We start from the raw sequence: 23,717 nt of genomic DNA, 5'->3' as shown, positions 1-23,717 counted from the left end.
GGGCTGGAAGTTCGTTGCCGGGGAAGAACCGCGGCGGACAAGATCCCCAGGTGAACCCGGTGACCGTCTCGGCCGTTCCGTTCTCCGCCTCAGCGGCAACGAGTGATTACTCTACACACGCCCCACCGCCTCGGCCAACCCGCCCACCGCCCGGGCGTGTCGTCCCCCGACACCGATCGGCTCGGGAACGACGAACGGCCCGCGCCCCTGCGGGAACGGGCCGTTCGGTCGGCGGTCGGCCGGGCTCAGTGTCGAGCGATGACCGGGTTCTTCAGCGACCCGATCCCCTCGATGAGCACCTCGACGACCTCGCCGTCGCGGATCGCACCGACGCCGGCCGGGGTCCCGGTGAGGATGACGTCCCCGGGCAGGAGGGTCCAGATCGACGAGACGAACTCGATCAGCGACGGGATGTCGTGCACCATCTCGCTGGTCGATGCCGCCTGGCGCAGCTCGCCGTCCACGCGGGTCTCGAGCCGGATGTCCGACGGGTCGATCTCGGTCTCGATGACCGGACCGAGCGGGCAGAACGTGTCGAAGCCCTTCGCGCGGGTCCACTGGCCGTCGCGGGCCTGCAGGTCCCGAGCCGTCACGTCGTTGGCGATCGTGTAGCCGAGCACGACGCTGGCGAAGTCCTCGCGCCGCACGTTCTTCGCCAGCGACCCGATCACGATGGCGAGTTCGCCCTCGTGGTCGACACGACCGACCTCGGCCGGCAGCCGGATCGGGTCGTCCGGCCCGATGACCGCGGTGTTCGGCTTGAGGAAGACCACGGGGTCGTCACCGGACCGCTCGTCCATCTCCGATGCGTGCTCGGCGTAGTTCAGCCCGACGCCGATCACCTTCGACCGCGGGATCACCGGTGCGAGGAGCTTGGCGTCGGCGAGCGGCACCCGCTCCCCCGTCGTCTCGAACCCCTGGTACATCGGGTCCCCCGCGAGGACGACCAGGTCGCGCTCGTCGAGGATGCCGTACCGCGGGTCTTCACCCGTGCTGCTGAACCGTGCGATCTTCACCGTTCGACCCTACCGATCCGCGGCTCAGGCCGGGTCCGTCAGGCGCGTCATCCACCCGTGCGGGTCGGGACGACGGCCGTACTGGATGTCGGTCAGCTCCTGACGGAGCGACATCGTCAGTTCGCCGGCACCGACGGTCGGCGAGCCGATCGTGAAGCCCTCGCCGCGGAGTTCCGCGATCGGCGTGACCACGGCGGCGGTCCCGCAGGCGAACGCCTCGGTGATCGAACCGTCGGCGACACCGTCGCGCCACTCGTCGAGGGTGACCCGACGTCGCTCCACCCGGAGCCCGCGGTCCTCGGCGAGCTGCAGGATCGAGTCGCGCGTGATGCCCTCGAGGATCGACTCCGAGTCCGGGGTGACGAGGGTGCCGTCCGCCTTGACGAGCACGACGTTCATGCCGCCGAGCTCCTCGAGGTACCTGCCCTCCTCGGAGTCGAGGAACATCACCTGCTGGCAGCCCTGCTCGTACGCTTCCTGCTGCGGGAGCAGCGACGCCGCGTAGTTGCCGCCGGTCTTCGCCGCACCCGTCCCGCCGCGGGCGGCACGCGCGTACTTCGTCGACAGCCAGATGCTCACCGGCTTCGGTCCGGACGTGAAGTACGCCCCGGCCGGGCTCGCGATGCAGTGGTACGCGACCTCCTGCGCGGCCCGGACGCCGAGGAACGACTCCGTCGCGATCATGAAGGGCCGCAGGTACAGGCTGGTCTCCGGCGCCGAGGGCACCCAGTCGACGTCGGCGCGGACGAGCTGCCGGACCGACTCGACGAAGACCTCGACCGGCAGCTCCGGGAGCGCGAGCCGACGGGCCGAGCGCTGGAAACGACGGCCGTTGGCGTCCGGGCGGAACGACCACACCGACCCGTCCGCGTGGCGGTAGGCCTTCATGCCCTCGAAGATCTCCTGCGCGTAGTGGAACACGCTGGCGCTGGGGTCGAGGGTCAGCGGCCCGTACGGGTGGATCGAGGCGCTGTGCCAGCCGTCGTCGAGCGACCACTCGACGGTGGCCATGTGGTCGGTGAAGTGCTTGCCGAAGCCCGGGTCGGCGAGGATCTCCTCGCGCTCGGCTGCAGCTCGGCGTCCGGGCGACGGCGTGCTCGCGAACTCGAGGGCGAAGTCGCCGTCGGTGGTGGCGGTGTCGGTGCTCGCGCTGTCGGTGCTCGCGCTGTCGTGGCTCATCGGGGGTGACTCCTGTCAGGCGGTGGTGGTGCGTGCTGCGACCGCGGCGGCGATGGCGTCGCCGACCTCGGCCGTGCTGCGCGGCGTGGTGCCCCGGCTCGCGAGGTCGGCCTCGACCGCCTGCGTCACGGCCGACGCCAGGTCCGCTCGACCGAGGTGGTCGAGCAGCAGGGCGACGGACAGGACGGCGGCGGTCGGGTCGGCGACCTGCTGGCCTGCGATGTCCGGAGCGGAACCGTGCACCGGCTCGAACATGCTGGGGAAGGTGCCGTCCGGGTTGATGTTCCCCGAGGCCGCCAGCCCGATGCCGCCGCTGATCGCGCCGGCCAGGTCGGTGATGATGTCCCCGAACAGGTTGTCGGTGACGATGACGTCGAACCGGCCGGGCTCGCGGACCATGTGGATCGTCACCGCGTCGACGTGCTGGTAGTCGACCGTCACGTCCGGGTGCTCCTCGGCGACCGCGGCGACCGTCCGCTGCCAGAGCGCCCCCGCGTGCACGAGCACGTTGCTCTTGTGCACGAGCGTCAGGTGCTTCCGCGGCCGGCGGGACGCGAGGTCGAAGGCGTAGCGGACGACGCGCTCGACCCCGTGGGCCGTGTTGAGGGACACCTCGGTGGCGATCTCGTGGGGCGTGCCGACGCGGATCGCGCCGCCGTTGCCGACGTACGGCCCCTCGGTGCCCTCGCGCACGACCACGAAGTCCACCGTGCCCGGGTCGGCGAGCGGACTCGCGACCGAGGAGTACACGGTCGTGGGTCGCAGGTTGACGTAGTGGTCGAAGGCGAAGCGCAGCTTCAGCAGGAGACCGCGCTCGATGATCCCCCCGGCCAGACGCGGGTCGCGCGGGTCCCCACCGACGGCACCGAGCAGGATCGCGTCGTGCTCGGCCAGGGCCGCCGTGTCCGCGTCGCTCAGGATGTCGCCCGTCTCCAGGTACCGCGTGGCACCGAGCGAGAAGGCGGTCTCCTGCACGACGAGGTCGTCGGGCAGCACGGCGTGCAGGACCTTCAGGGCCTCGTCTACGACCTCGGGCCCGATGCCGTCGCCGCGGACGACCGCGAGCTTGACCGTCTGTGCCATGTCCGGTGTCCCTAGAGCGTGATGTCGATCTCGCGGAGCGAGGTCGCGTCGATGGTGGAGCGCACGTGCTCGAGGATCTCCGCGGGCACCGGCGAGTCGACCGTCAGCACGCTGAGCGCCTGGCCGCCGGCCTCCTGCCGCGAGATCTGCATCGCCGCGATGTTGATGCCGGCGTCGCCGAACTCCTTGCCGTAGACCGCGACGATGCCGGGGCGGTCGGTGTAGACCATCACGACGTGGTGGGCGTCGAGGGCGACCTCGACGTCGTGGCCGTTGATCTCGACGAGCTTCTCGACCTGCTTCGCACCGGTGAGCGTGCCGGAGACGCTGATCGCCGGACCGTCGGACTGCGCGCCGCGGATCGTGAGCACGTTGCGGTACTCGGGGCTGTCGGCGTCGGTGATGAGCCGGACGCTCACGCCGCGCTGCTCGGCGATGAGCGGGGCGTTGACGTACGAGACCTGGTCGCTGACGACGTCGGTGAAGACGCCCTTGAGCGCGGCGAGCTTCAGCACGCTGACGTCGTACTGCGCGAGTTCGCCGTGCACCTCGACGTCGATGCTCGTCACGGGCGAGGTCGCCAGGCCGGTGAAGACCTGACCGAGCTTCTCCACGAGCGGGATCCCGGGTCGGACGTACGGGTCGATGACGCCGCCGGCGACGTTCACCGCGTCCGGCACGAGCTCCCCGCCGAGGGCGAGGCGCACCGACTTGGCGACGGAGACGCCGGCCTTCTCCTGGGCCTCGTCCGTCGATGCCCCGAGGTGCGGCGTGACGACGACGTTCGGCAGCGCGAGGAGCGGCGAGTCCTTCGGCGGCTCGGACACGAACACGTCGAGACCGGCGCCGGCGATCGTGCCGGACGTGAGCGCGCGGTGCAGGGCGTCCTCGTCGATCAGGCCGCCGCGGGCGACGTTCACGACGAACGCGCTCGGCTTCATGAGCGCGAACTGCTCGTCGGAGATCATGCCCACCGTCTCCGGGGTCTTCGGCATGTGGATCGTCGTGAAGTCCGCGCGGCGGAGGAGGTCCTCGAGCGAGACGAGCTCGACGCCCAGCTGCTGCGCCCGGGCCGTCGTGACGTACGGGTCGTACGCGATGACCGTGACGCCGAACGCCTGCAGACGCTGCGTGATGAGCGCACCGATGCGACCGAGGCCGATGATGCCGACGGTCTTCTCGTAGAGCTCGACACCGGTGTACGAGGAGCGCTTCCATGCACCGTCCGCCAGCGACGCGTGCGCCGCCGGGATGTGCCGCGCGAGCGACAGGATGTGGCCGACGGTGAGCTCGGCGGCCGAGATGATGTTCGACGTCGGTGCGTTGACGACCATCACGCCGGCGGTGGTCGCCGCCTTGATGTCGACGTTGTCGAGGCCGACGCCGGCGCGGGCGACGACCTTGAGCTGCGGTGCGGCGGCGATGGCCTCGGCGTCGATCTTCGTGGCGGACCGCACCAGCACGGCGTGCGCGTCGGCGAGGGAGGACAGGAGCGCGGCGCGGTCGGTACCGTCCACGTTCCGGATCTCGAAGTCGGGCCCGAGGGCGTCGACGGTGGCGGGCGAGAGTTCTTCGGCGATCAGGACGACCGGCTTCGGCACAGCTGCAGTTCCTCACACGAGACGGGCGGTATCCCACCATCGTATCGACGCGCGGACCCGGTTACGACCGCACCGTCGGTCCCCGACGGGACCACGTGAGGGTCTGGAGGCGCGGTGGCGGCCCGCACCGCGCCTCGAGGCCGGCGACCGGCCCACGACAGGCCGTCGGGCGGCTGTGTCGCGCGTCACGACGTCGGCACTCGCGCGTCAGAAGTCGAGCAGACGCGGCACGAAGAGCTGCAGGTCCAGCCAGAGCGCGCCCGCCGCGGCGAACGCGACCAGGAAGACGCCGATGGTCACCGCCAGCCGCGAGCGGCGCGTCACCCAGAGGGCCACGACGAACGCCACGGGCGCGATCGCGATGTCGAGGACGAGCCAGCCCCACGGCGTGCTGCGCTGCAGCGACGACCCGCCCGAGGTCGTCTCGAGGAACGTGTTGAAGGCGCGCACCGACTGCGAGACGGTGACGAGGTTCCCGACGCTCTGCACGGTCATGTACGCGAAGAGCGCGCCGAAGAGCACCCAGACGACGACGCGGGCCACGAGCGGGGACGGGGTCCGGCGGACCGCCGGGGTCGTGGCGGTCACCCGAAGCTCCTGGTCATGAGGAACGGCCAGGGGAAGAGCACGGCGGCGCCGAGCAGCATCCAGAGCAGGCGCGTGCGGGTCCGACGACCGCGGCCGGCCCAGAGCACCACGGTGAACCAGAGCGCGGGCGCGACGATCGACAGGAACCGCAGCACCTCGACGAAGACGGTCAGCACGGTGTCGACGTTCGCGACGTACGACGTCGACGCGGTGAGCAGCCACGCCACCGTGTAGAGCAGGTAGAGCCCGCCGAAGACGCCGAAGCCGATCAGTGCACCGGAGGTCTCCGGGCGCTCCGGGTCGCGTCCGCCGCGGTCCGGCACGGCGACCGGGTTGTGCGCCGCGTCCACGTGGGTCGTGTCGTTGGCGTCACCCCAGCTGAGCGCGTCCTCGTCGTCGTGGTCGACCGAGCCGTCGGGCGGGGATGCTGCCGTCGTCATGGGGACGATTCTACGAGCCCGTCACCGGAGCCGGCACCACGAGGGGTGGGTCAGACGTCGGCCGGCTGGGTCTCGAGCACCTCGGCGACGACGCCGCGCACCGCGGGGAACAGCGGGTGGCTCTCGACGAGCCCGGTCAGGATCTCGGTGAGCGCGTGTGCCGTGGCACCGGAACGGAGCAGCGCGTGCAGCTCGATCGACTCGGGGTCGTTCTCGTCGTCGAAGGCCAGGGCGACGCGCACCGCTCCGAGCAGGTGTCCGACGGGCATGCCGCGCTCGGCGAGCTGCGCGGCCGGCCCGATGAAGCGCTCCCGCCGCCCGAGCTTGCGCAGCGGGTTGCGCCCGACCCGTGCCGTCGTGTCGGGCAGCAGCGGGTTCGCGATCCGGGTGAGGTTCGCGGCGACGTACCGCGCGTGCTCGGCCGGGTCGAAGCCGTGCTTCGCGACGAGCAGCGCGGTCGTCTCGGCGAGGACGCCGTCCACCTCGGCGCGGACCTCGCGGTCCTCGAGGGCCTCGCGGATGAGTCGGATGCCCCGGACGAAGCCGTGGTAGGCCGCGGTGGCGTGCGCGGTGTTCACCGTGTAGAGCTTCCGCTCGACGAACGGCTGCAGGTCGTCGACCCAGGTGACGCCGTCGATCTGCGGCGGTTCGGCCTGCGAGTCGGCGAACGGGGTGCGCTCGATGACCCACTCGTAGAAGGGTTCGAGCACGACGTCGAGCCCGCCGGACTGGCCGAGGACCCCGGACTGGTCCGGCACGATGCGGTCGATGGCGCAGTTGGCGAAGACGGCCGCGACGTGGCGGTCCTCGAGGATCGGGGCGCGTCGGATGCTGGCGTGCAGCGAGTCCGTCGCGTTGAAGGCGTTCTCGCACGCCACCACGGTGACGTCGCCGCGTTCGGGTGCGCGTGCCGCGAGTCCCTCGGCGATCACCGGGGCGACGAGCGGCAGGGTGCGCGCTCCGACCGCGGTCGTGACGACGTCGGCATCGGCGATCGCCCGGACGACCCGCTCACGGTCGGTCTTGCTGCTGAGGGCCCGGAAGCCGTGGACGAGGTGCTCGACGGGTTGCTCGCCCACCTCGTGCACCACGAAGCGGCCGGCATCGTTGAGGGCCGAGACCACACGGTCGTCGACGTCGACGAAGGTGAGCTCGTAGCCGCTCGCGACCAGGAACTGACCCACGAACCCGCGCCCGATCTTGCCGGCGCCGATGTGGACCGCTCGCTTCGTCACCGCCATCCGACGATCCTCCCACGTCGGAGGACCCGGTCGTGACCACTCCTCGCGACGCCGCCGAGCAGCGCTGCGGAACGGGTCGCGGGAGCGGAGCGCCCGGGTACGGGGACGCCGATGACGCGCCCGGTGCTGGCGCTGTGGTCGCAGGGTGCGCTGAAGCTGGAGGAGTACAGGTGCATGTGGTCCGGGTCACGTCGCGAGGCGGCGGTGCACACGCACCGCCGCCTCGTCATCGAGTGGTCGCTGCGCAGACTACCGCGCGGCCGAGCCGTCGACGTAGTCGGCGTCGTTCGACTTCCACGCGAACAGCGCGCGGAGCTCGCGACCGGTGGCCTCGATCGGGTGGCCCTCGCCCTTCGCGCGGAGCTCCTTGAACTCCGGCGCACCGGCGTCCTGGTCCTCGATGAAGCGCTTGGCGAAGGTGCCGTCCTGGATGTCGGAGAGCACGGCCTTCATGTTCTCCTTGACCTCGGGCGAGATCACGCGCGGACCGGAGACGTAGTCACCGAACTCGGCGGTGTCGGAGATCGACCAGCGCTGCTTGGTGAGGCCACCCTCCCAGATCAGGTCCACGATCAGCTTGAGCTCGTGCAGGACCTCGAAGTAGGCGATCTGCGGCTGGTAGCCCGCCTCGACCAGGGTCTCGAAGCCGTACTGGATGAGCTGCGAGGTGCCACCGCAGAGGACGGCCTGCTCGCCGAACAGGTCGGTCTCGGTCTCCTCGGTGAAGGTGGTCTTGATGCCACCGGAGCGCAGGCCGCCGATGGCCTTGGCGTACGACCACGCGAGGTCCCACGCGCTGCCCGAGGCATCGACCTCGACGGCGACGATCACGGGGACACCGCGGCCGGCCTCGTACTCGCGGCGGACGGTGTGACCCGGGCCCTTCGGGGCGACGAGCGAGACGTCGACGCCCTCGGGCGCCTCGATGTAGCCGTAGCGGATGTTGAAGCCGTGGCCGAAGACGAGCGTCGCGCCGTCCTTCAGGTTCGGCTTGATGTCCTCGGCGTAGACGATGCGCTGCACCTGGTCCGGTGCGAGGATCACGACGACGTCGGCGTCCTTCGTGGCCTCGGCCGGGGTGAGCACCTGGAAGCCGGCCTCGGTCGCTTTGTCGCGGCTCTTCGAGCCCTCCTTGAGGCCGATGACGACCTCGACGCCGGAGTCGCGGAGGTTGAGCGCGTGGGCGTGGCCCTGCGAGCCGTAGCCGATGACGGCGACCTTCTTGCCCTGGATGAGCGTCAGGTCGGCGTCGGCGTCGTACACGATGTCAGTCACGAGGGTCTGTCTCCTTGGTTCTGGTGGCTTGTGGTGTGCGGACGGGAGGCGCGTGGTGAGGCCACCACGACCCTGCCGTCCGGAAGTGGGGTGCGCTCAGCGCACGCGGTCGGTGATGCTCTTCGGCCCGCGGCCCATGCCGAGCAGGCCGGCGCGGGCGAGCTCCTTGACGCCGTAGGGCTCGAGCACCCGCAGGATCGCCTGGATCTTGCCGGGGTCGCCCGTCACCTCGACGATCAGCGAGTCGGTCGCCACGTCGACGACCTGTGCGCGGAACAGGCTCACGGCCTCGAGCACGGCGGAACGGGTCTGGTTGTCGACCCGCACCTTGACGAGCATGTGCTCGCGCTGCACCGACTGCGAGAAGTCGAGCTCGACGATCTTGATCACGTTGACGAGCTTGTTGAGCTGCTTCGTGACCTGTTCCAGCGGCAGGTCCTCGACGTCGACGACGACCGTGATGCGGGACAGGCCCTCGACCTCGGTGCCGCCCACGGCGAGCGACTCGATGTTGAAGCCGCGGCGGGCGAAGAGGCCGGCGACGCGCGTCAGCAGACCCGGCTTGTCCTCGACGAGCAGGGAGAGGACGTGGCTCATGCGGGGTCTCCGGTCATGTCGGCGTCCTCGACGTCCCAGCTGGGCGCGTGGTCGCGGGCGTACTGGATGGACGAGTTGCCGACGCCCTGCGGGACCATCGGCCACACCATGGAGTCGCGGCTCACCACGAAGTCGATGACGACCGGACGGTCGTTCGTCTCGAGGGCCAGCTTGATCGCGTCGTCCACCTGGTCGGCGCGCTCGACGCGGATGCCGAGGGCACCGTACGCGTCGGCGAGCTTCACGAAGTCCGGCACGCGACGGCTCTGGTGCCCCGTCTCGAGGTCGGTGAACGAGTGGCGGCCGTCGTAGAACAGCGTCTGCCACTGCCGCACCATGCCCAGCGACGAGTTGTTGATGACCGCGACCTTGATCGGGATGTCGTTGATGACGCAGGTCGCGAGCTCCTGGTTCGTCATCTGGAAGCAGCCGTCGCCGTCGATCGCCCACACCACGCGGTCGGGCTCGGCGACCTTCGCGCCCATCGCGGCGGGGACCGAGTAGCCCATCGTTCCGGCGCCGCCGGAGTTGAGCCAGGCGTGCGGTCGCTCGTACTTGATGAACTGCGCGGACCACATCTGGTGCTGGCCGACGCCCGACGCGTAGACGGCCTCGGGTCCGGTCAGCTCGCCGATGCGGCGGATGATCGCCTGCGGTGCGAGCAGGCCGTCGGTCGGTTCGACGTACCCGAGCGGGAAGTCGGTGCGCAGCTGGTCGAGCTTGGCCCACCAGGCGCTCGTGTCCGCACGGTCCGCGGCGACGTCGTCCCAGGCGTCGAGCAGGTCGACGAGGACCTCGCGGGCGTCACCCACGATCGGCACGTCGGCGTACCGGATCTTCGAGATCTCGGCCGGGTCGATGTCGACGTGCACGACCTTGGCGTCGGGCGCGAACTCGTCGGCCTTGCCGGTCACGCGGTCGTCGAAGCGGGCGCCGAGCGCGATGATGAGGTCGCTGTCCTGCAGGCCGAGCACCGCGGGCACCGTACCGTGCATGCCGGGCATGCCGAGGTGCTGCGGGTGCGAGTCCGGGAACGCGCCGCGGGCCATCAGCGTCGTGACGACCGGCGCGCCGGTGGCCTCGGCGAAGCGCAGGAGCTCGGCCGACGCACCGGAGCGCACCACGCCGCCGCCGACGTACAGGACGGGGCGCTCGGCCTCGGCGAGCAGCTGCGCGGCCGCCGTGATCTGCTTGCCGTGGGCCTTCGTCACCGGGCGGTAGCCGGGCAGGTCGATCTTCGGCGGCCACACGTACGGCGCCGACTTCTGCTGGGCGTCCTTCGTGATGTCGACGAGCACCGGGCCCGGTCGACCCGTGGTGGCGATCTGGTGCGCCGCCGCCAGCGTGGCCGGGATGTCGGCCGGGTCGGTCACCAGGAAGGAGTGCTTCGTGATGGGCATCGTGATGCCGACGATGTCCGCCTCCTGGAAGGCGTCCGTCCCCATCAGGGTCGAGAACACCTGGCCGGTGATCGCGATGAACGGCACCGAGTCCATGTAGGCGTCGGCGATGGCCGTCACGAGGTTCGTCGCACCGGGGCCGGACGTCGCGATCGCGACCCCGACCCTGCCCGATGCCGACGCGTAGCCCTCGGCCGCGTGGCCGGCGCCCTGCTCGTGCCGGACGAGGACGTGCCGGATGGTGGTGGACGCCATGAGCTCGTCGTAGAACGGGATGATGGCGCCGCCGGGCAGGCCGAAGACGTCGGTGATCCCGAGGTGCTCGAGCGTCCGGAGGACGGCTCCCGAGCCGGTCAGGATCTCCGGCGACCGGCGTGCACCGGCTGCAGCGGACAGCGGAGTGGCTTCCGTGGGCATGAGGTGGTCCTTGCCTGGAGAGATGGCGGTTCGAACGTGTCGACGCTAGCCCGTGACCGCGCCCTTGGCGGCGGACTGGACGAGCTTCGCGAACTTCGCGAGGACTCCGCGGGTGTAGCGCGGGGGCAGCGGGGCCCAGCCTGCTCGGCGGGCCTCCAGCTCGGCGTCGTCGACCAGTAGGTCGAGCGAGCGAGCCGCGATGTCGACACGGATGCGGTCGCCATCGCGCACGAATGCCACTGGACCTGCGTCCACGGCTTCCGGTGCGATGTGGCCGATGCACAGGCCGGTTGTGCCGCCTGAGAATCGTCCGTCCGTCAACAGTAGTACATCCTTGCCCAGGCCCGCGCCCTTGATGGCCGCGGTGATGGCGAGCATCTCGCGCATGCCCGGTCCCCCCTTCGGGCCCTCGTAGCGGATGACCACCACGTCGCCCTTCTGGATCCGACCCTCGGTCAGGGCGTCCATCGCGGCGCGCTCGCGGTCGAACACCCGCGCGGGGCCCTCGAACACGGCGGCGTCGAAGCCGGCGGTCTTCACGACGGCACCCTCGGGCGCGAACGAGCCCTTGAGGATCGTCAGGCCACCGGTGGTGTGGATCGGGTTGTCGAGCTTCCGGAAGACCTCGCCGTCGAGCTCCGGCGGGTCGATCTCGGCGAGGTTCTCCGCCAGGGTCTTGCCGGTGACGGTCATCACGTCGCCGTGCAGCAGGCCGGCCTCGAGCAGCGCCTTCATGATCACCGGGATGCCGCCGTTGCGGTCCACGTCGACCATGACGTACTTGCCGAACGGCTTCATGTCGGCCAGGTGCGGGACCTTCGAGCCGATGCGGTTGAAGTCGTCGAGGCTCAGCTCGACCTCGGCCTCGTGCGCGATCGCGAGCAGGTGCAGCACGACGTTGGTCGAGCCTCCGAGGGCCATCGCGACGGCGATGGCGTTCTCGAACGCCTCCTTCGTGAGGATCTGGCGCGCCGTCAGTCCGAGGCGCAGCATGTTCACCACGGCCTCGCCGGAGCGACGCGCGTAGTAGTCACGTCGGCGGTCGGCGCTCGGCGGGGCGGCGGAACCCGGCAGCGACATGCCGAGGGCCTCGGCCACGCTCGCCATCGTGTTCGCGGTGTACATGCCGCCGCAGGCGCCCTCGCCCGGGACGATGGCGCACTCGATCTCCTTGAGCTCGGCCTCGCTCATGGTGCCGGCCTTGCACGCGCCGACGCCCTCGAAGGAGTCGATGATCGTGACCTCCTTGAAGGAGCCGTCTGCCTGCTTCACGTAGCCCGGCATGACCGAGCCCGCGTAGAGGAAGACGCTCGCGAGGTCGAGGCGCGCCGCGGCCATGAGCATGCCCGGGAGCGACTTGTCGCAGCCGGCCAGCAGCACGGTGCCGTCGAGGCGCTCGGCGTTCACGACGGTCTCGACGCTGTCGGCGATGACCTCACGCGAGACGAGCGAGAAGTGCATGCCCTCGTGGCCCATCGAGATGCCGTCCGAGACGGAGATGGTGCCGAACTGCAGCGGGTACCCGCCGCCGGAGTGCACGCCCTCCTTCGCGCCCTGCGCGAGGCGGTCGAGCGAGAGGTTGCACGGGGTGATCTCGTTCCAGGACGAGGCGATCCCGATCTGCGGCTTGTCCCAGTCTGCGTCGCCCATGCCGACGGCCCGGAGCATGCCACGCGAGGTGGTCGCTTCGATCCCGTCGGTGACGACCCGGCTGCGCGGCTTCACGTCGATGTCAGGCATGCAGGCAGTCTAGGACCAGTTGGGATACCAACCGGACACGACCTGCACCGGACGGGAGGCGCGGGGCCGGGTCGTCAGCGCGTGGCCTCACGCGACCTCAGTCGCAGGCTCCTTCGGGGCGCGTCGCGAATCGCTGGCGCGATTCACCGAGCAAACCGCGCCCGCGCCAGCTGCTTCAGCACGTCGGTGAGCGCCGCGGGATCGGCGACGCGGTGCGCCGCGAGCGTGTCACCCTCCCCCACCTTCACGCCGACGTCGCCGTCGCGGAGCACCCGGAAGGCGTCCTCGTCGGTGACGTCGTCGCCGGCGAAGAACACGGCGTCGGCGCCGCGGAGCTCGCGGAGCCGGTCGATCGCGTCGCCCTTCGTGACGTGGCGCACCGCGAACTCGACGATGTCCTTGCCCCCGCGCTCGAGCACGTCGGGGTCGGCGTCGTGCGCGGCCCGGCTCGCGGCGGCGTTCGCCTCGGCCGCGACCTCGGCGCTCACCCGGCGGGTGTGCAGTCCGTGCCCGGCGGGCTTGTGCTCGACGACGACGCCGGGGAACCGGTCGCCGACCTCGTCGAGGGCGGTGCCGACACGGTCGACCCGTGCGCGCTCGTCGTCGCTCAGCGCGGCCTCGTCGTGGCCGTCGACGCGCCACTCGACGCCGTGCGACCCGACGAGCGCCATGCCCTCGGGCGCGTGCGACACCCGGGCGAGCCCCTCGAGCGGACGCCCGGAGACGAGGACCACCTCGGTGTCGCGGGCACGCTGCAGGGTGAGCACCGCAGCCCAGGAGCCGGGCAGGGCCCCGACCTGTGCCGGGTCGTCGGCGAAGGGTGCGAGGGTGCCGTCGAAGTCGAGCGCGACGAGCAGTCGCGGCGCAGCCGCGAGCGTCTCGAGGGCCGACGACAGGGCGGACGGATCGGTCTCGGTCTCAGGCACCACGGGCCTCCCGGGTGTCCTCGGCGGCACGCGCCGTCTGCGCGTCCTGGTCGAAGATCGACGTCGTGTCCTGCAGCTCCTCGACGTGCTGGTCACCCGGGTCCGACGCCGACGGGTCGAGCTTGGCACGGTTCGGGGCGTGCCGGTCGAGCGCCTCGAGGAACGACCGCGACCAGCGGGCCACGTCGTTGTCGCGGACGCGCTTCCGGAGCGCGCGCATGCGCGTCGAGCGCTCGCGCCGGGGCATCTCGATCGCGCGCTGGATCGAGTCCTTGAGCGCGCCGATGTCGTGCGGGTTGACGATGACGGCCTGCTTGAGCTCGTCGGCGGCCCCGGCGAACTCGGACAGGATCAGCACGCCGTCGTTGTCGAACCGGGCGGCGACGTACTCCTTCGCCACCAGGTTCATGCCGTCGCGCAGGGCGGTGACGAGCATGATGTCCGCGGCGAGGTAGAGCGCGACCATCTCCTCGCGCGGGTACCCGTGGTGCAGGTACGCGATCGGCTGGTGCCCGATCACGCCGAGGTCGCCGTTGATGCGGCCGACCGTCAGCTCGATCTCGTCGCGGAGCGCCGCGTAGGTGTCGACCCGTTCGCGGCTCGGGCTGGCGACCTGCACGAGCGTGGCGTCCTCGACCTTGACGCGGCCGTCCTCGACGAGCTCGCCGAACGCCTTGATGCGGTGCCGGATGCCCTTCGTGTAGTCGAGCCGGTCGACGCCGAGCAGCACCGTCGTCGGGTTGCCCAGGCTCTCGCGGATCTCCCGCGCGCGCTCCTGCACCTCGGGTCGGTGCGCGATCGCCTCGAAGCTCTCGGCGTCGATGGAGATCGGGAAGTGGCGGGCCTCGACGTGGCGCACGGTGATGCCCTTGCGGCTGCGCGGCGCGGCCGGGTCGTCGACGGGGACGTCGATCGTCGAGCCCTTGGTCGTGTAGCCCTTGATGTGCCGGACGGCACGGAGGAAGTCGCTCGCGTCGTCCTGGCGCTGGAAGCCGATGACGTCGGCGCCGAGCAGGCCGTCCAGGATCTGCGCGCGCCACGGGAGCTGCGCGTAGATGCCGACCGGCGGGAACGGGATGTGGTTGAAGAACCCGATGGTCAGGTCGGGTCGACGCTCGCGCAGCATCGCCGGCAGGAGCTGCAGCTGGTAGTCCTGCACCCAGACGATGCCGTCATGCTCGACGATCTCGGCGATCTGGTCGGCGAAGCGGGCGTTGACACGGCGGTAGGCGTTCCACCAGTCGCGGTGGTAGCTCGGGTGCTCGATGACGTCGTGGTACAGCGGCCACAGCGTGTCGTTGCTGAAGCCCTCGTAGTACTCCTCGACGTCGTCGCTGCTCAGCGGCACCGGGACGATGTGGATGCCCTCGTTGTCGAACGGAGCCACCTCGACGTCCGGCTGGCCGACCCACCCGACCCAGGCACCGTCGTTGGCGCGCATGACCGGCTCGAGCGCCGTCACCAGCCCGCCGGGCGAGTGCCGCCAGCCCTCGTTGCCGTCCTCGTCGACGACGCGGTCCACCGGGAGGCGGTTCGAGGCGACGACGAAGGCGTAGCGGTCCGGGTCGGTGTCTGCTGCCATGGGGTGGTGGTGTCTCCGTTCCCCCCGGCTGGTGCGCCGGGATCGACGCCGACGGTACCAGCGGAGCGCCACCGGGCTCTCGGCCCGTCGTCACTAGGCTCGTCGGCATGGTCATGACACGGGCGTGGCGGGACGGCACCGCGGTGGAGCGGGACTTCCCCGTCGAGCGGGTGTCGGACCTGCTCGACCGGCACGACGCGACCTTCGTGTGGGTCGACCACGTGGACCCGTCGCCCGACGAGCTGGCCCAGGTCGAGGACGAGCTCGGCGTGCACGCGCTCGCGGTCGAGGACGCCCTCGAGCAGGGGCAGCGTCCGAAGCTCGACCGCTACCGCGACAGCCTGTTCCTGGTGGTCTACGACGTCGACGGTCTCGACGCCGAGGGCGACCTCGTGACCCACGAGGTGAAGGCCTTCGTCACGCAGCACGCCCTCGTCACGATCCACGGGCCCGACGTCGACCTGCGCTCCGTCGAGCGACGCCTCGACGCGAACGCCGACCTGTCCGACCGCGGCGTGCCGTGGCTGGTCTGGGGGCTCCTCGACGCGGTGGTCGACCACGCGACGTCGGCCGTCGAGGACATCGAGGCACGCATCGACGACCTCGAGGACGACCTCTTCGAGCACGGCAACCCGCGCGAGCAGCAGATCCAGCGCCGGTCGTTCCGGCTGCGGAAGGCCCTCGGGGTGCTCCGCCGCCAGGTCGTGCCGACCAGGGACAGCGTCGGGGCCCTGCTGCACGGCGACGCCGAGACCATCGCCGACGGCATCCGGCCGTACTTCCGCGACGTCGAGGACCACCTGGTGACGATCGCCGACTCCGTCGAGCAGCTCCGCGACTCGGTGTCGAGCGTCCTCGACACGAACCTGAACCTGGCGTCGAACCGGCAGAACACCGTGATGAAGAAGGTGACGAGCTGGGCGGCGATCATCGCGATCCCGACCGCCATCACGGGGTTCTTCGGGCAGAACGTGACGTTCCCGGGAGAGGGGCACTGGAGCGGCCTGCTCGCCTCGGTGTCCCTGATCGTCGCGACGTCGCTGGTGCTCTACCGGGTCTTCAAGAGCAAGGACTGGCTGTAGCGGCTCGCTCGCCGGGTGACGGCCCGCCCGCCGGACGGCGCCCCGGCCGCCCCGGAGCAGCTGCGCGACAGAGCAGCAGCGCGCCAGAGCAGCAGCGGGTCAGGGCAGCAGCGTGTCAGAGCTGCAGTGCCAGCACGCCCGCGACGACCGTGAGCGGCGCCACGATGCACCCGAGCGCCATGTAGCGACCCCACGACAGGTGCACGCCCTCCGCCGACAGCCGAGCGTGCCACAGCAGTGTCGCCAGCGAGGCCCACGGCGTGATGAGGCAGCCCGCGTTCACGCCGACCAGGAGCGCGGCGTAGCGCAGGGCCTCGTGCCCGGCGGCCGGTTCGAGCACCAGGTAGGCGGGCAGGTTGTCGATCGCGTTCGCCGCGACCCCGCCGGCCCCGCCGAGCAGCAGGAGCGAGCCGGTGTCGGTGCCGCCGGACAGCGCCTGCACGATCGGGTCGGTCAGGCCCGTCGTGTGCAGGGTCTCGACGACGACGAAGAGCCCGGCCGCGAACACCAGCGTCGACCACGGCACACGGGACGGCCGGAGCTCGGACGGGGCCCGGAAGGCGGCGACCACGACGAGCAGCGCCGCCGCGACGAGCGCCGCGATCCACACCGTCACCCCGGCGGTCAGCGCGACCACGAGCAGCACGAGCACGGCCGACGCCGCCCAGAAGAAGAGGGGATCGCGCGGCCGTCGGACGTCGACGGGCGTGTACCGGCCGAAGAGCCTGCCGCGGAACACCACGAGGAGCACCGCGCACGGCACGACGACCCCGGCGAGCGCCGCCCACACCATGAGGCCGGCGAACGGGATCGGGCCGTCGAGGCCGATCTTGTCGACCGCGAGCAGGTTCGTCAGGTTCGACACTGGCAGCAGCAGCGACGCCGTGTTCGCGAGCCAGACGGTCGTGAGCGCGAATGGCATCGGGGGCAGCCCGACCCGGCGCGCGAGCGTGATGACGATCGGGGTGAGGAGCACCGCGGTGGTGTCGATGCTCAGGAAGACGGTGCACACCACGGCGAGCACGACGACCGCGGCCCAGAGCCCGATGGTGCGCCCGCCGCCGATGCGCGCCGCGAGGTCCGCGAGCCGGTCGAAGACGCCCGCGTCGGCCGCGAGCTCGGACACGATCGTCAGCCCGAGCACGAACGCGAGCACCGGCACGACCCGGTCGGCGAGCACACCGAGGTCGGACAGGGGGAGCAGCCCGAGCGCGACGCACACGGCGCCGACGACCAGCAGCACTCCCCCGATGACGGCCTGACGCACGGTGACTCCTCGATCTGCGGACCGGCAGGGCCACCGGCGGCGCTCCAATGTAGCGGCCGGTAGCGTGGCGGGGACGACCAGGAGGAGGAACCCGTGCGGAAGTTCATGTTCAGCGGTGCGGTGTGGAGTTCGATCATCAGCGGCTACAGCGTCGTGCAGACCACCCGGCAGGGACCGCGTGACTGGCGGCTCGCCCTCACGTGGATCGCGTGGCTCGCGACGACGATCGTCGCCATCGGCACGGTCGTCGAGGACGACCGCGCGGTGAAGGCGCGTCAGCGCTAGGACGCACGTCGCGGCGCGCTCGCGCGCACGTCGCGGTCGCGGCGGTGACACGGAGACGGACGGGAGGCGCGGTACCGGCTGGTACCGCGCCTCCCGTCCGTCGTCTGGTCGCGTCACGCCGGCTCAGCGCTCCGGCGGGATCTCCTCCGGTCGGATGCCGGACGTCTGGATCGGGCCGGTGAAGAGCGCAGCGCGCTCGTCGCCCTCGCGGAAGAGCGCGGCGTCCTGTTCGTCGGTGCGCGCACGGCGCTTGCCGACGCGCTCGGTGCCCTGCGTGACCTGGACCCGCTGCCGCGGGAGCGCGTCCGGGTGCTCGCGCTGCACCCACTCGACCATCTCCTCGCGCACGTAGCAGCGCAGGTCGAACAACCCGCCGGCGTCCGGCGCGGACACCAGGATGCGGACCCGCACGAGCCCGCTGACGGCGTCGGTGACCTGCAGGACCTTGGTGCGGCCGTCCCAGATCGTCGAGGTGGACAGGATGCGGTCGAGCTCCTCGCGCATCTCGGTCGGGCTGATCCGCCAGTCGAGGTCGAACTCGACGGCGCCGAGGAGCTCGCTGCCGGTGCGGGTCCAGTTCTCGAACGGCGTGGACGTGAAGTAGGTCGACGGGAGCACGAAGCGCCGGTCGTCCCAGAGGTGCACGACGACGTACGTCAGCGTGATCTCCTCGATGCGGCCCCACTGCTGCTCGACCACGACGACGTCGTCGACGCGGATCGACCCGGAGAACGCGAGCTGCATGCCCGCGAAGACGTTGCCGAGGGTGGACTGCGCGGCGAGGCCCGCCACCACCGAGATGAGTCCTGCGGACGCCAGCACGCTCGCCCCGGCGGCCTCCACCCCGGGGAAGGTGAGCAGGATCGCGCCGACGGCGATGATGACGAGCACGGCGACCGTGAGGCGTCGGATGATGAGGACCTGCGTGCGGATCCGCCGGGCGACCCGGTTGTCCGGCACGTCGACCCGGTACCGGTGCAGGCCGAGGTCCTCGAGGAAGATCGCGATCTGGCACGCCAGCCAGCAGCCCACCGCGATCGTCGCGATGAGGAAGGCGTGCGAGACCTCGTCGCGCCACGGGTAGCCTTCCGCGTCGTGCGGGACGCTCGTCGTGAAGGCCGTCCAGAGCAGGGCGACGAGGAGCACCGTGCGGGCCGGGTGCTTCGTGCGTCGGGACAGCACGGCAGCCCAGCGTTCACGGCGCGCGATCGTCCGGAGCACCAGGTGCAGGACGAGCGCTGCGGCTGCGGTCACGAGCAGGGCGATCCCGATCGCGACGAGGAGTCGGAGGAGGGTGTCCATCCGTCCATGCTGTCGGAACCGTCCGTCCGGACGTTCAGCGTCGACACTCCTGTGGTCTCGTTCAGGGTGGGGTTCCGTTCCACCCCGGAGCGTCAGCGCATGTAGGTTGGCGCGCATGACAGCGCAGAACGACACGGGTGTTGCGAAGCCCGCGAACGACTTCTCGCACGAGCAGGAGGGCTATCAGCACGGTCTGAAGCCCCGGCAACTGCAGATGATCGCGATCGGCGGGGCCATCGGCACCGGGCTCTTCCTCGGCGCGGGTGGACGCCTCAACACCGCCGGCCCGGCGCTCGCGGTCACGTACCTGGTCGCCGGCGTCTTCGCGTTCTTCATCCTGCGTGCCCTCGGCGAGCTCGTGCTGCACCGCCCGTCCTCCGGGTCGTTCATCTCCTACGCCCGCGAGTTCTACGGCGAGAAGTTCGCCTACGCCGCGGGCTGGATGTACTTCCTCAACTGGGCGATGACCTCGATCGTCGACACCACGGCCGTCGCGCTCTACCTCCAGTACTGGAAGGCCTTCACCGCGGCACCGCAGTGGCTCCTCGCGCTCATCGCGCTCGTCGTCGTGCTCGCCGCGAACATGGTCGCCGTCAAGGTGTTCGGCGAGCTCGAGTTCTGGTTCGCCCTCATCAAGGTGGCCGCGCTCGTCGCGTTCCTCGTGATCGCGCTCGTCTGGCTGGTCTTCGCGTTCCCGGTCGAGACCGGCGGCGAGGCGGTCCGGACGGGCTTCTCGATCTGGGCGGACAACGGCGGGCTCATCCCGAACGGCGTGCTGCCCGCGGTCCTCGTGATCCAGGGCGTCGTCTTCGCGTACGCCGCGATCGAGCTCGTCGGCACCGCGTCCGGCGAGACCCAGGACACCGAGAAGGTCATCCCCCGCGCCATCAACTCCGTCGTCTTCCGCATCGCGGTCTTCTACGTCGGTTCGGTCGTCCTGCTCTCCCTGCTCCTGCCGTACACCTCGTACAAGGAGGGCGAGAGCCCCTTCGTGACCTTCTTCTCGTCGCTCGGCAACCCGCAGGTCGGGGTCGTCGCCGGGTCGATCATGAACTTCGTGGTGCTCACCGCAGCACTCTCGTCGCTCAACGCCGGCCTCTACTCGACCGGTCGCGCGCTGCACTCGATGGGCATGAACGGCTCCGCGCCGAAGTGGACCACGAAGATGTCGAAGGGCGGCGTGCCGTACGCCGGCATCCTGCTCACCGCGGCCTTCACCGTCGCGGGCGTCGCGCTGAACTACTTCGTCCCGGCGCAGGCGTTCGAGATCGCACTGAACGTCGCGAGCCTCGGCATCATCACCGCGTGGGGCACGATCATCCTCTGCCAGATGAAGCTCCGGCAGTGGGCGAAGCAGGGGCTCGCGAAGGAGCCGTCGTTCAAGCTCCCGGGCGCCCCGGTGACCTCGTGGCTGACGCTCGCGTTCCTGGCGTCGGTCGTCGTGCTCATGGCGATCGACTACCCCGTCGGCACCTACACGATCGCGTCGCTCGTCGTGATCATCCCGCTGCTGATCGTCGGTTGGTTCCTGCAGCGTGACCGCATCCTGCGCATCGCGGCACTCCGCGAGGGCGTGACCGGGCCGTTCCCGATCGGCGTCCGCGACCCCGCGAACCAGGTCCGCCGCGACGGACAGGACGGCTCGGGCGGTCCGCGCGGCTGATCGCGCCTCCACGGACAGGGTCCGGTGCGCGCCGGTACGATCGGTGTGTGCCGGACCCTTCTGTCTCCCCCACGCTCGACCTCCAGCTGACGTGGCGTGGCACGTTCGGGCGGATCCGGGTCTACGACGAGACCGTCCGTGCGGAGACGAGCTTCGAGCGTGACGGGCTGACCCAGGTGCCGATGGACCGGGTCATCGGGTGGCGCATCGAGCCGTGCGACTTCGACGCCGTGTGCGTGGAGTTCGTGTGCGCGGACGAGACCTTCCGCGTGCTGCTCGACACCGGTGACGAGCAGGTCGCGCGGCTCGGGCTCGAGCGGGCGCTCGGGGCGCCGCTGCCGCCGGCTTCCTGAGGCGGAGCTGCCACGGTCGCCGTACCGGCGTCCTGAGGCGAGCATCCGGATCTGCGCGGCGGTGGGCGTGGGCGGCGAACAGTGCGGCGTCGCCCCGGCGATCGAGACCCCGACGTTCCGGCGTCGAGCGGAGCGCGCGAGACGCCGTCTCCACGCCGAGACGCCGCCGGATCCGGCGGCGTCTCGCGGACAAGGAACGTCTGCCGGCACGGCGGCGTCTCGCTGGCCTGGGGCGTACCGCGGCCTGCGGTCGCGTGGACGGGCGCGTGGTGGCCACGGTCGGACGGGAGGCGCGGTGCCAGCTGGCACAGTGCCTCCCGTTCGTCCTGCGGGCGCGTGGACCGCGTCAGAGCAGCAGCAGGATCCCCGCCACCACGGCCGCGAGGGCGATCACCAGCGCGATGAGCAGCAGCACCAGGTGCACGGTGTAGAACGTCGTCGGCTTCCCCGCGGCGTCGCGCGCCCGGCTGTCCTTCGCGACCCGCTGGAAGAAGCGCGGCCAGGTGACGATGTTGAAGACGGCGGCGACGAACAGGACGATGGCGGCGAAGACGGTCACACCAGGATCCTAGACAACGGCGGGGAGCCGGCCGTCCCGAGCCGGAGCCTGCCACCGGGGGACCCGGGGGTGCTCGGCCGCCCCCAACGCGGCCGAGACCTCCCCGGCGTGCCGAGCACGAGGGTGACCGTCGTGTAGCACGTGCTACAGACCCTACACGGGACCGCGGCAGAACGTCGAGCGCTGCTCGGGAACGTGACCGGACCGATGCAGTCGAGCAGACCTCAGGCGCGGTCCGCGGAGGTGTCGAGCACGTCGTCGAGCGCCGACTCCGCCTCCGCGAGCACCGCGCGCTCGTCGGCGTCCAGGGGCCGTCGGGAGCGCCGCGCACCGTCGTTGATCTCGACGATCGTGCGACTGAGCCGTGTCGCCGTGTCCTCGGTGGCCGGGTACGCGTTGTCGGTGCCGATCCGGTCGTGCAGGTGCGCCAGCGACGCGAGCGCGGCGTCCAGGCGGCGTGCACGGCGCCGGCGCGCGAGCTGGTGGCCGATGACGAGCAGCAGCATCCCCGATGCCATGCAGAGCACCGCACCCGGCGTCGTGACGTCGTACGGCGGCGTGAGCGCACGGGTGATGTCGAGACGGCCGACGACGTGCGCGACGTCCATCACGGCGACCACGACCATGCGCACGACACCGAGCACGCCGCCGAGCACGATCACCCAGAGGCCGACCAGGTCCGCAGCGGTGCGGGCTTCTCGTAGGCGCATCGTGCAGATCACGCCCGTGGCGCCGACCGCGGTACCGAGGTACGTGGTCTGCGCGATCGAGTACACCGCCGCTGCCGGCTGGTCCCCCGCGACGAGCATGAACGTGGTGGTGGTCGGCGGCCGGTCGAGTGCGAGGTAGGCCGCCACGACCACCACCACCACGACCACGAACGCGACGACGATCGCCGTCCGGAGCCACGGCCGGGCGGCGCCGACGGCCTTCGCGACCCCCCACAGGAGCGTGCTCGTCCCGGCGACCATCAGGCAGTCGCTGACCACCGTGACGACGTTGCGGCCGCCGACGAGCGGATCGAGCCAGCGGTAGAGGGGATCGACGTTGGTGACGATCGTCGCGGTGAAGAGCAGGAACGTCACCGCGAGCGTGCGGTCCTGGCCGCGCTGCAGCCGGAACAACACCACCGTCCCGACGACGAGCACCACCGCCATCGCGACGGAGACGATCACCCGAAGACCCCGCGGAAGGCGCTCGGACGGGCCCGGTTCGATCGGATCAGCGCGGCGAGACGGTCGGCGAAGAGCTCGGCCTCGTGCTCGTAGGCGTTCGAGAACAGCCCGCGGGCGAGGGCCCGCTCGACCTTGTACTCGGGCACGTCCGGGATCACGTCGCGCACGTACGCCGACTGTGCCGCGTGCTCCGAGTGCCGGTGCAGCACGTGCCCGAGCTCGTGACCGATGACGAACGAGCGGAACGTCGCCGAGCTCGTCGGCGAGATCATCACCAGGTGCTGGTGCTCGAGCGTCGCCACGAAGCCGCACACCGGTTCGACGCTGAGGAACGACTCCTCGCGCACGACGACCGGCTTGCCGACGTGGTCGGCGGCAGCGGCGACGGCCTGGTCGATGTCCGACCAGCCCTCGGCCGCCCCGCGGGCCCAGAAGGCCTCGACCGAGGTGTCCGTCACGCGACACCCCCTCGTGCCGACTCCTCTTCCAGCACCCGCGCGATGCGTCGCAGGGCCTCGGGCGAGAGCTCCCCCGGGAAGGTCCGGGCGGCGAACCCGCTCACGCGTGCCGACCGGAGCGCACGGACGAGCTCGATCTGCGCCCCGATGCGCTCGGGCACGGCGCTGTCCTCGAGCAGGAACCGCTCGTCGACCTCGAAGAACCCGGCGAGCAGGCGCAACAGGTCGGAGTCGCGGTTGCGCCGTCCGTCGCCGGACAGCATGTAGGTCCACTTCGCGCGGGAGAGCGAACCGCCCTGTGCCGCGACGTACTCCTCGATCGCCGCGAAGGACACGGGAGCGCCACGCTGCGACTCCTCGAAGTCGAGCAGCAGGTTGAGCCGACGGGCGAGCTCGGCCGCGTCGAGCGCGCCACCCCTGGGATCCACGGTCGTCATGTCGATCGGACTCCTCCCCAGTCGTCGGTTGTGCACGCCATGCTAGCGCGG

General features: G+C 71.0%; 23 protein-coding genes. 4 read left to right on the top strand and 19 right to left on the bottom strand.

Annotated features, from left to right (window positions below; translation table 11 throughout):
* Positions 1-245: 245 nt before the first annotated feature.
* The 13 genes from QUG98_RS10615 to otsA form a co-directional block, all read right to left on the bottom strand.
* Positions 246-1,016 carry a fumarylacetoacetate hydrolase family protein gene (locus tag QUG98_RS10615; RefSeq protein ID WP_058729002.1) on the bottom strand — a complete coding sequence of 257 codons (771 nt, stop codon included), beginning with the start codon at positions 1,014-1,016 and terminating at the stop codon, positions 246-248.
* Between the two features lie 24 nt (positions 1,017-1,040).
* Positions 1,041-2,195 (bottom strand): branched-chain amino acid aminotransferase, encoded by a 1,155-nt coding sequence (locus tag QUG98_RS10610; protein WP_289470496.1) that lies wholly within the window; start codon positions 2,193-2,195, stop codon positions 1,041-1,043.
* Between the two features lie 15 nt (positions 2,196-2,210).
* A complete protein-coding gene (locus QUG98_RS10605; RefSeq protein WP_289470495.1) occupies positions 2,211-3,278 on the bottom strand; it encodes a 3-isopropylmalate dehydrogenase in 1,068 nt (355 codons plus the stop codon).
* 11 nt (positions 3,279-3,289) lie between these two features.
* Complete coding sequence (serA, locus tag QUG98_RS10600) at positions 3,290-4,879, bottom strand: phosphoglycerate dehydrogenase (RefSeq protein ID WP_289470494.1); 1,590 nt, start codon at positions 4,877-4,879, stop codon at positions 3,290-3,292.
* 207 nt (positions 4,880-5,086) lie between these two features.
* Entirely contained in the window at positions 5,087-5,467 is a 381-nt protein-coding gene (locus tag QUG98_RS10595; protein ID WP_289470493.1) for a hypothetical protein, read from the bottom strand.
* Positions 5,464-5,907, bottom strand: a complete 444-nt coding sequence (locus QUG98_RS10590) for a hypothetical protein (protein WP_289470492.1) — start codon at positions 5,905-5,907, stop codon at positions 5,464-5,466. The genes QUG98_RS10595 and QUG98_RS10590 overlap by 4 nt, the downstream gene beginning before the upstream one ends.
* Positions 5,908-5,957: 50 nt before the next feature.
* The gene (locus QUG98_RS10585; protein WP_289470491.1) at positions 5,958-7,148 is read right to left on the bottom strand and encodes a mannitol-1-phosphate 5-dehydrogenase; all 1,191 of its coding nucleotides are present in this window, start codon (positions 7,146-7,148) and stop codon (positions 5,958-5,960) included.
* A 249-nt stretch (positions 7,149-7,397) separates the two neighbouring features.
* Positions 7,398-8,423, bottom strand: coding sequence for a ketol-acid reductoisomerase (gene ilvC, locus QUG98_RS10580; protein ID WP_058728995.1), 1,026 nt, complete (start codon positions 8,421-8,423; stop codon positions 7,398-7,400).
* Positions 8,424-8,519: 96 nt separating this feature from the next.
* Positions 8,520-9,020: an acetolactate synthase small subunit gene (gene ilvN, locus QUG98_RS10575; protein WP_058728994.1), complete on the bottom strand. Its 501-nt coding sequence runs from the start codon at positions 9,018-9,020 to the stop codon at positions 8,520-8,522.
* Positions 9,017-10,837 carry an acetolactate synthase large subunit gene (locus tag QUG98_RS10570; protein WP_289470490.1) on the bottom strand — a complete coding sequence of 607 codons (1,821 nt, stop codon included), beginning with the start codon at positions 10,835-10,837 and terminating at the stop codon, positions 9,017-9,019. Before QUG98_RS10570 ends, ilvN begins: the two co-directional genes overlap by 4 nt.
* 45 nt (positions 10,838-10,882) lie before the next feature.
* Positions 10,883-12,577 carry a dihydroxy-acid dehydratase gene (gene ilvD / locus QUG98_RS10565; RefSeq protein WP_289470489.1) on the bottom strand — a complete coding sequence of 565 codons (1,695 nt, stop codon included), beginning with the start codon at positions 12,575-12,577 and terminating at the stop codon, positions 10,883-10,885.
* A gap of 143 nt (positions 12,578-12,720) precedes the next feature.
* Positions 12,721-13,503: a trehalose-phosphatase gene (otsB, locus tag QUG98_RS10560; protein ID WP_289470488.1), complete on the bottom strand. Its 783-nt coding sequence runs from the start codon at positions 13,501-13,503 to the stop codon at positions 12,721-12,723.
* Positions 13,496-15,085, bottom strand: coding sequence for an alpha,alpha-trehalose-phosphate synthase (UDP-forming) (otsA, locus tag QUG98_RS10555; RefSeq protein ID WP_289470487.1), 1,590 nt, complete (start codon positions 15,083-15,085; stop codon positions 13,496-13,498). Before otsA ends, otsB begins: the two co-directional genes overlap by 8 nt.
* Before the next feature lie 107 nt (positions 15,086-15,192).
* On the opposite strand from otsA, the gene QUG98_RS10550 reads away from it, so the two are divergent.
* Entirely contained in the window at positions 15,193-16,167 is a 975-nt protein-coding gene (locus QUG98_RS10550) for a magnesium transporter CorA family protein (protein ID WP_289470486.1), read from the top strand.
* 115 nt (positions 16,168-16,282) lie between these two features.
* Here the strand turns inward: QUG98_RS10550 and QUG98_RS10545 are convergent, their stop codons facing one another.
* Positions 16,283-17,434, bottom strand: a complete 1,152-nt coding sequence (locus QUG98_RS10545; RefSeq protein ID WP_289470485.1) for an SLC13 family permease — start codon at positions 17,432-17,434, stop codon at positions 16,283-16,285.
* A gap of 93 nt (positions 17,435-17,527) precedes the next feature.
* On the opposite strand from QUG98_RS10545, the gene QUG98_RS10540 reads away from it, so the two are divergent.
* On the top strand, positions 17,528-17,719 hold the full coding sequence (locus QUG98_RS10540; protein ID WP_224441288.1) for a hypothetical protein: 192 nt from the start codon (positions 17,528-17,530) through the stop codon (positions 17,717-17,719).
* Positions 17,720-17,842: 123 nt separating this feature from the next.
* Here the strand turns inward: QUG98_RS10540 and QUG98_RS10535 are convergent, their stop codons facing one another.
* Entirely contained in the window at positions 17,843-19,021 is a 1,179-nt protein-coding gene (locus QUG98_RS10535) for a mechanosensitive ion channel family protein (protein ID WP_289470484.1), read from the bottom strand.
* 115 nt (positions 19,022-19,136) lie between these two features.
* Between QUG98_RS10535 and QUG98_RS10530 the strand changes: the two genes are divergently transcribed.
* Together QUG98_RS10530 and QUG98_RS10525 are read left to right on the top strand one after the other, a co-directional pair.
* Positions 19,137-20,684: an amino acid permease gene (locus QUG98_RS10530; protein ID WP_289470483.1), complete on the top strand. Its 1,548-nt coding sequence runs from the start codon at positions 19,137-19,139 to the stop codon at positions 20,682-20,684.
* 47 nt (positions 20,685-20,731) lie between these two features.
* A complete protein-coding gene (locus tag QUG98_RS10525) occupies positions 20,732-21,037 on the top strand; it encodes a hypothetical protein (RefSeq protein WP_289470482.1) in 306 nt (101 codons plus the stop codon).
* Between the two features lie 346 nt (positions 21,038-21,383).
* On the opposite strand, the gene QUG98_RS10520 is transcribed toward QUG98_RS10525, so the two are convergent.
* The 4 genes from QUG98_RS10520 to QUG98_RS10505 form a co-directional block, all read right to left on the bottom strand.
* The gene (locus QUG98_RS10520) at positions 21,384-21,596 is read right to left on the bottom strand and encodes an SCO4848 family membrane protein (protein WP_289470481.1); all 213 of its coding nucleotides are present in this window, start codon (positions 21,594-21,596) and stop codon (positions 21,384-21,386) included.
* 224 nt (positions 21,597-21,820) lie between these two features.
* The gene (locus QUG98_RS10515; protein WP_289470480.1) at positions 21,821-22,771 is read right to left on the bottom strand and encodes a hypothetical protein; all 951 of its coding nucleotides are present in this window, start codon (positions 22,769-22,771) and stop codon (positions 21,821-21,823) included.
* A complete protein-coding gene (locus QUG98_RS10510) occupies positions 22,768-23,229 on the bottom strand; it encodes an ImmA/IrrE family metallo-endopeptidase (RefSeq protein WP_289470478.1) in 462 nt (153 codons plus the stop codon). The genes QUG98_RS10515 and QUG98_RS10510 overlap by 4 nt, the downstream gene beginning before the upstream one ends.
* Entirely contained in the window at positions 23,226-23,666 is a 441-nt protein-coding gene (locus QUG98_RS10505) for a hypothetical protein (protein WP_289470476.1), read from the bottom strand. The genes QUG98_RS10510 and QUG98_RS10505 overlap by 4 nt, the downstream gene beginning before the upstream one ends.
* Positions 23,667-23,717 lie beyond the last annotated feature (51 nt).

It is taken from the genome of Curtobacterium subtropicum (assembly GCF_030362975.1).
GTDB lineage: Bacteria > Actinomycetota > Actinomycetes > Actinomycetales > Microbacteriaceae > Curtobacterium > Curtobacterium subtropicum.
This window is presented reverse-complemented; position numbering and strand designations above follow the sequence as displayed.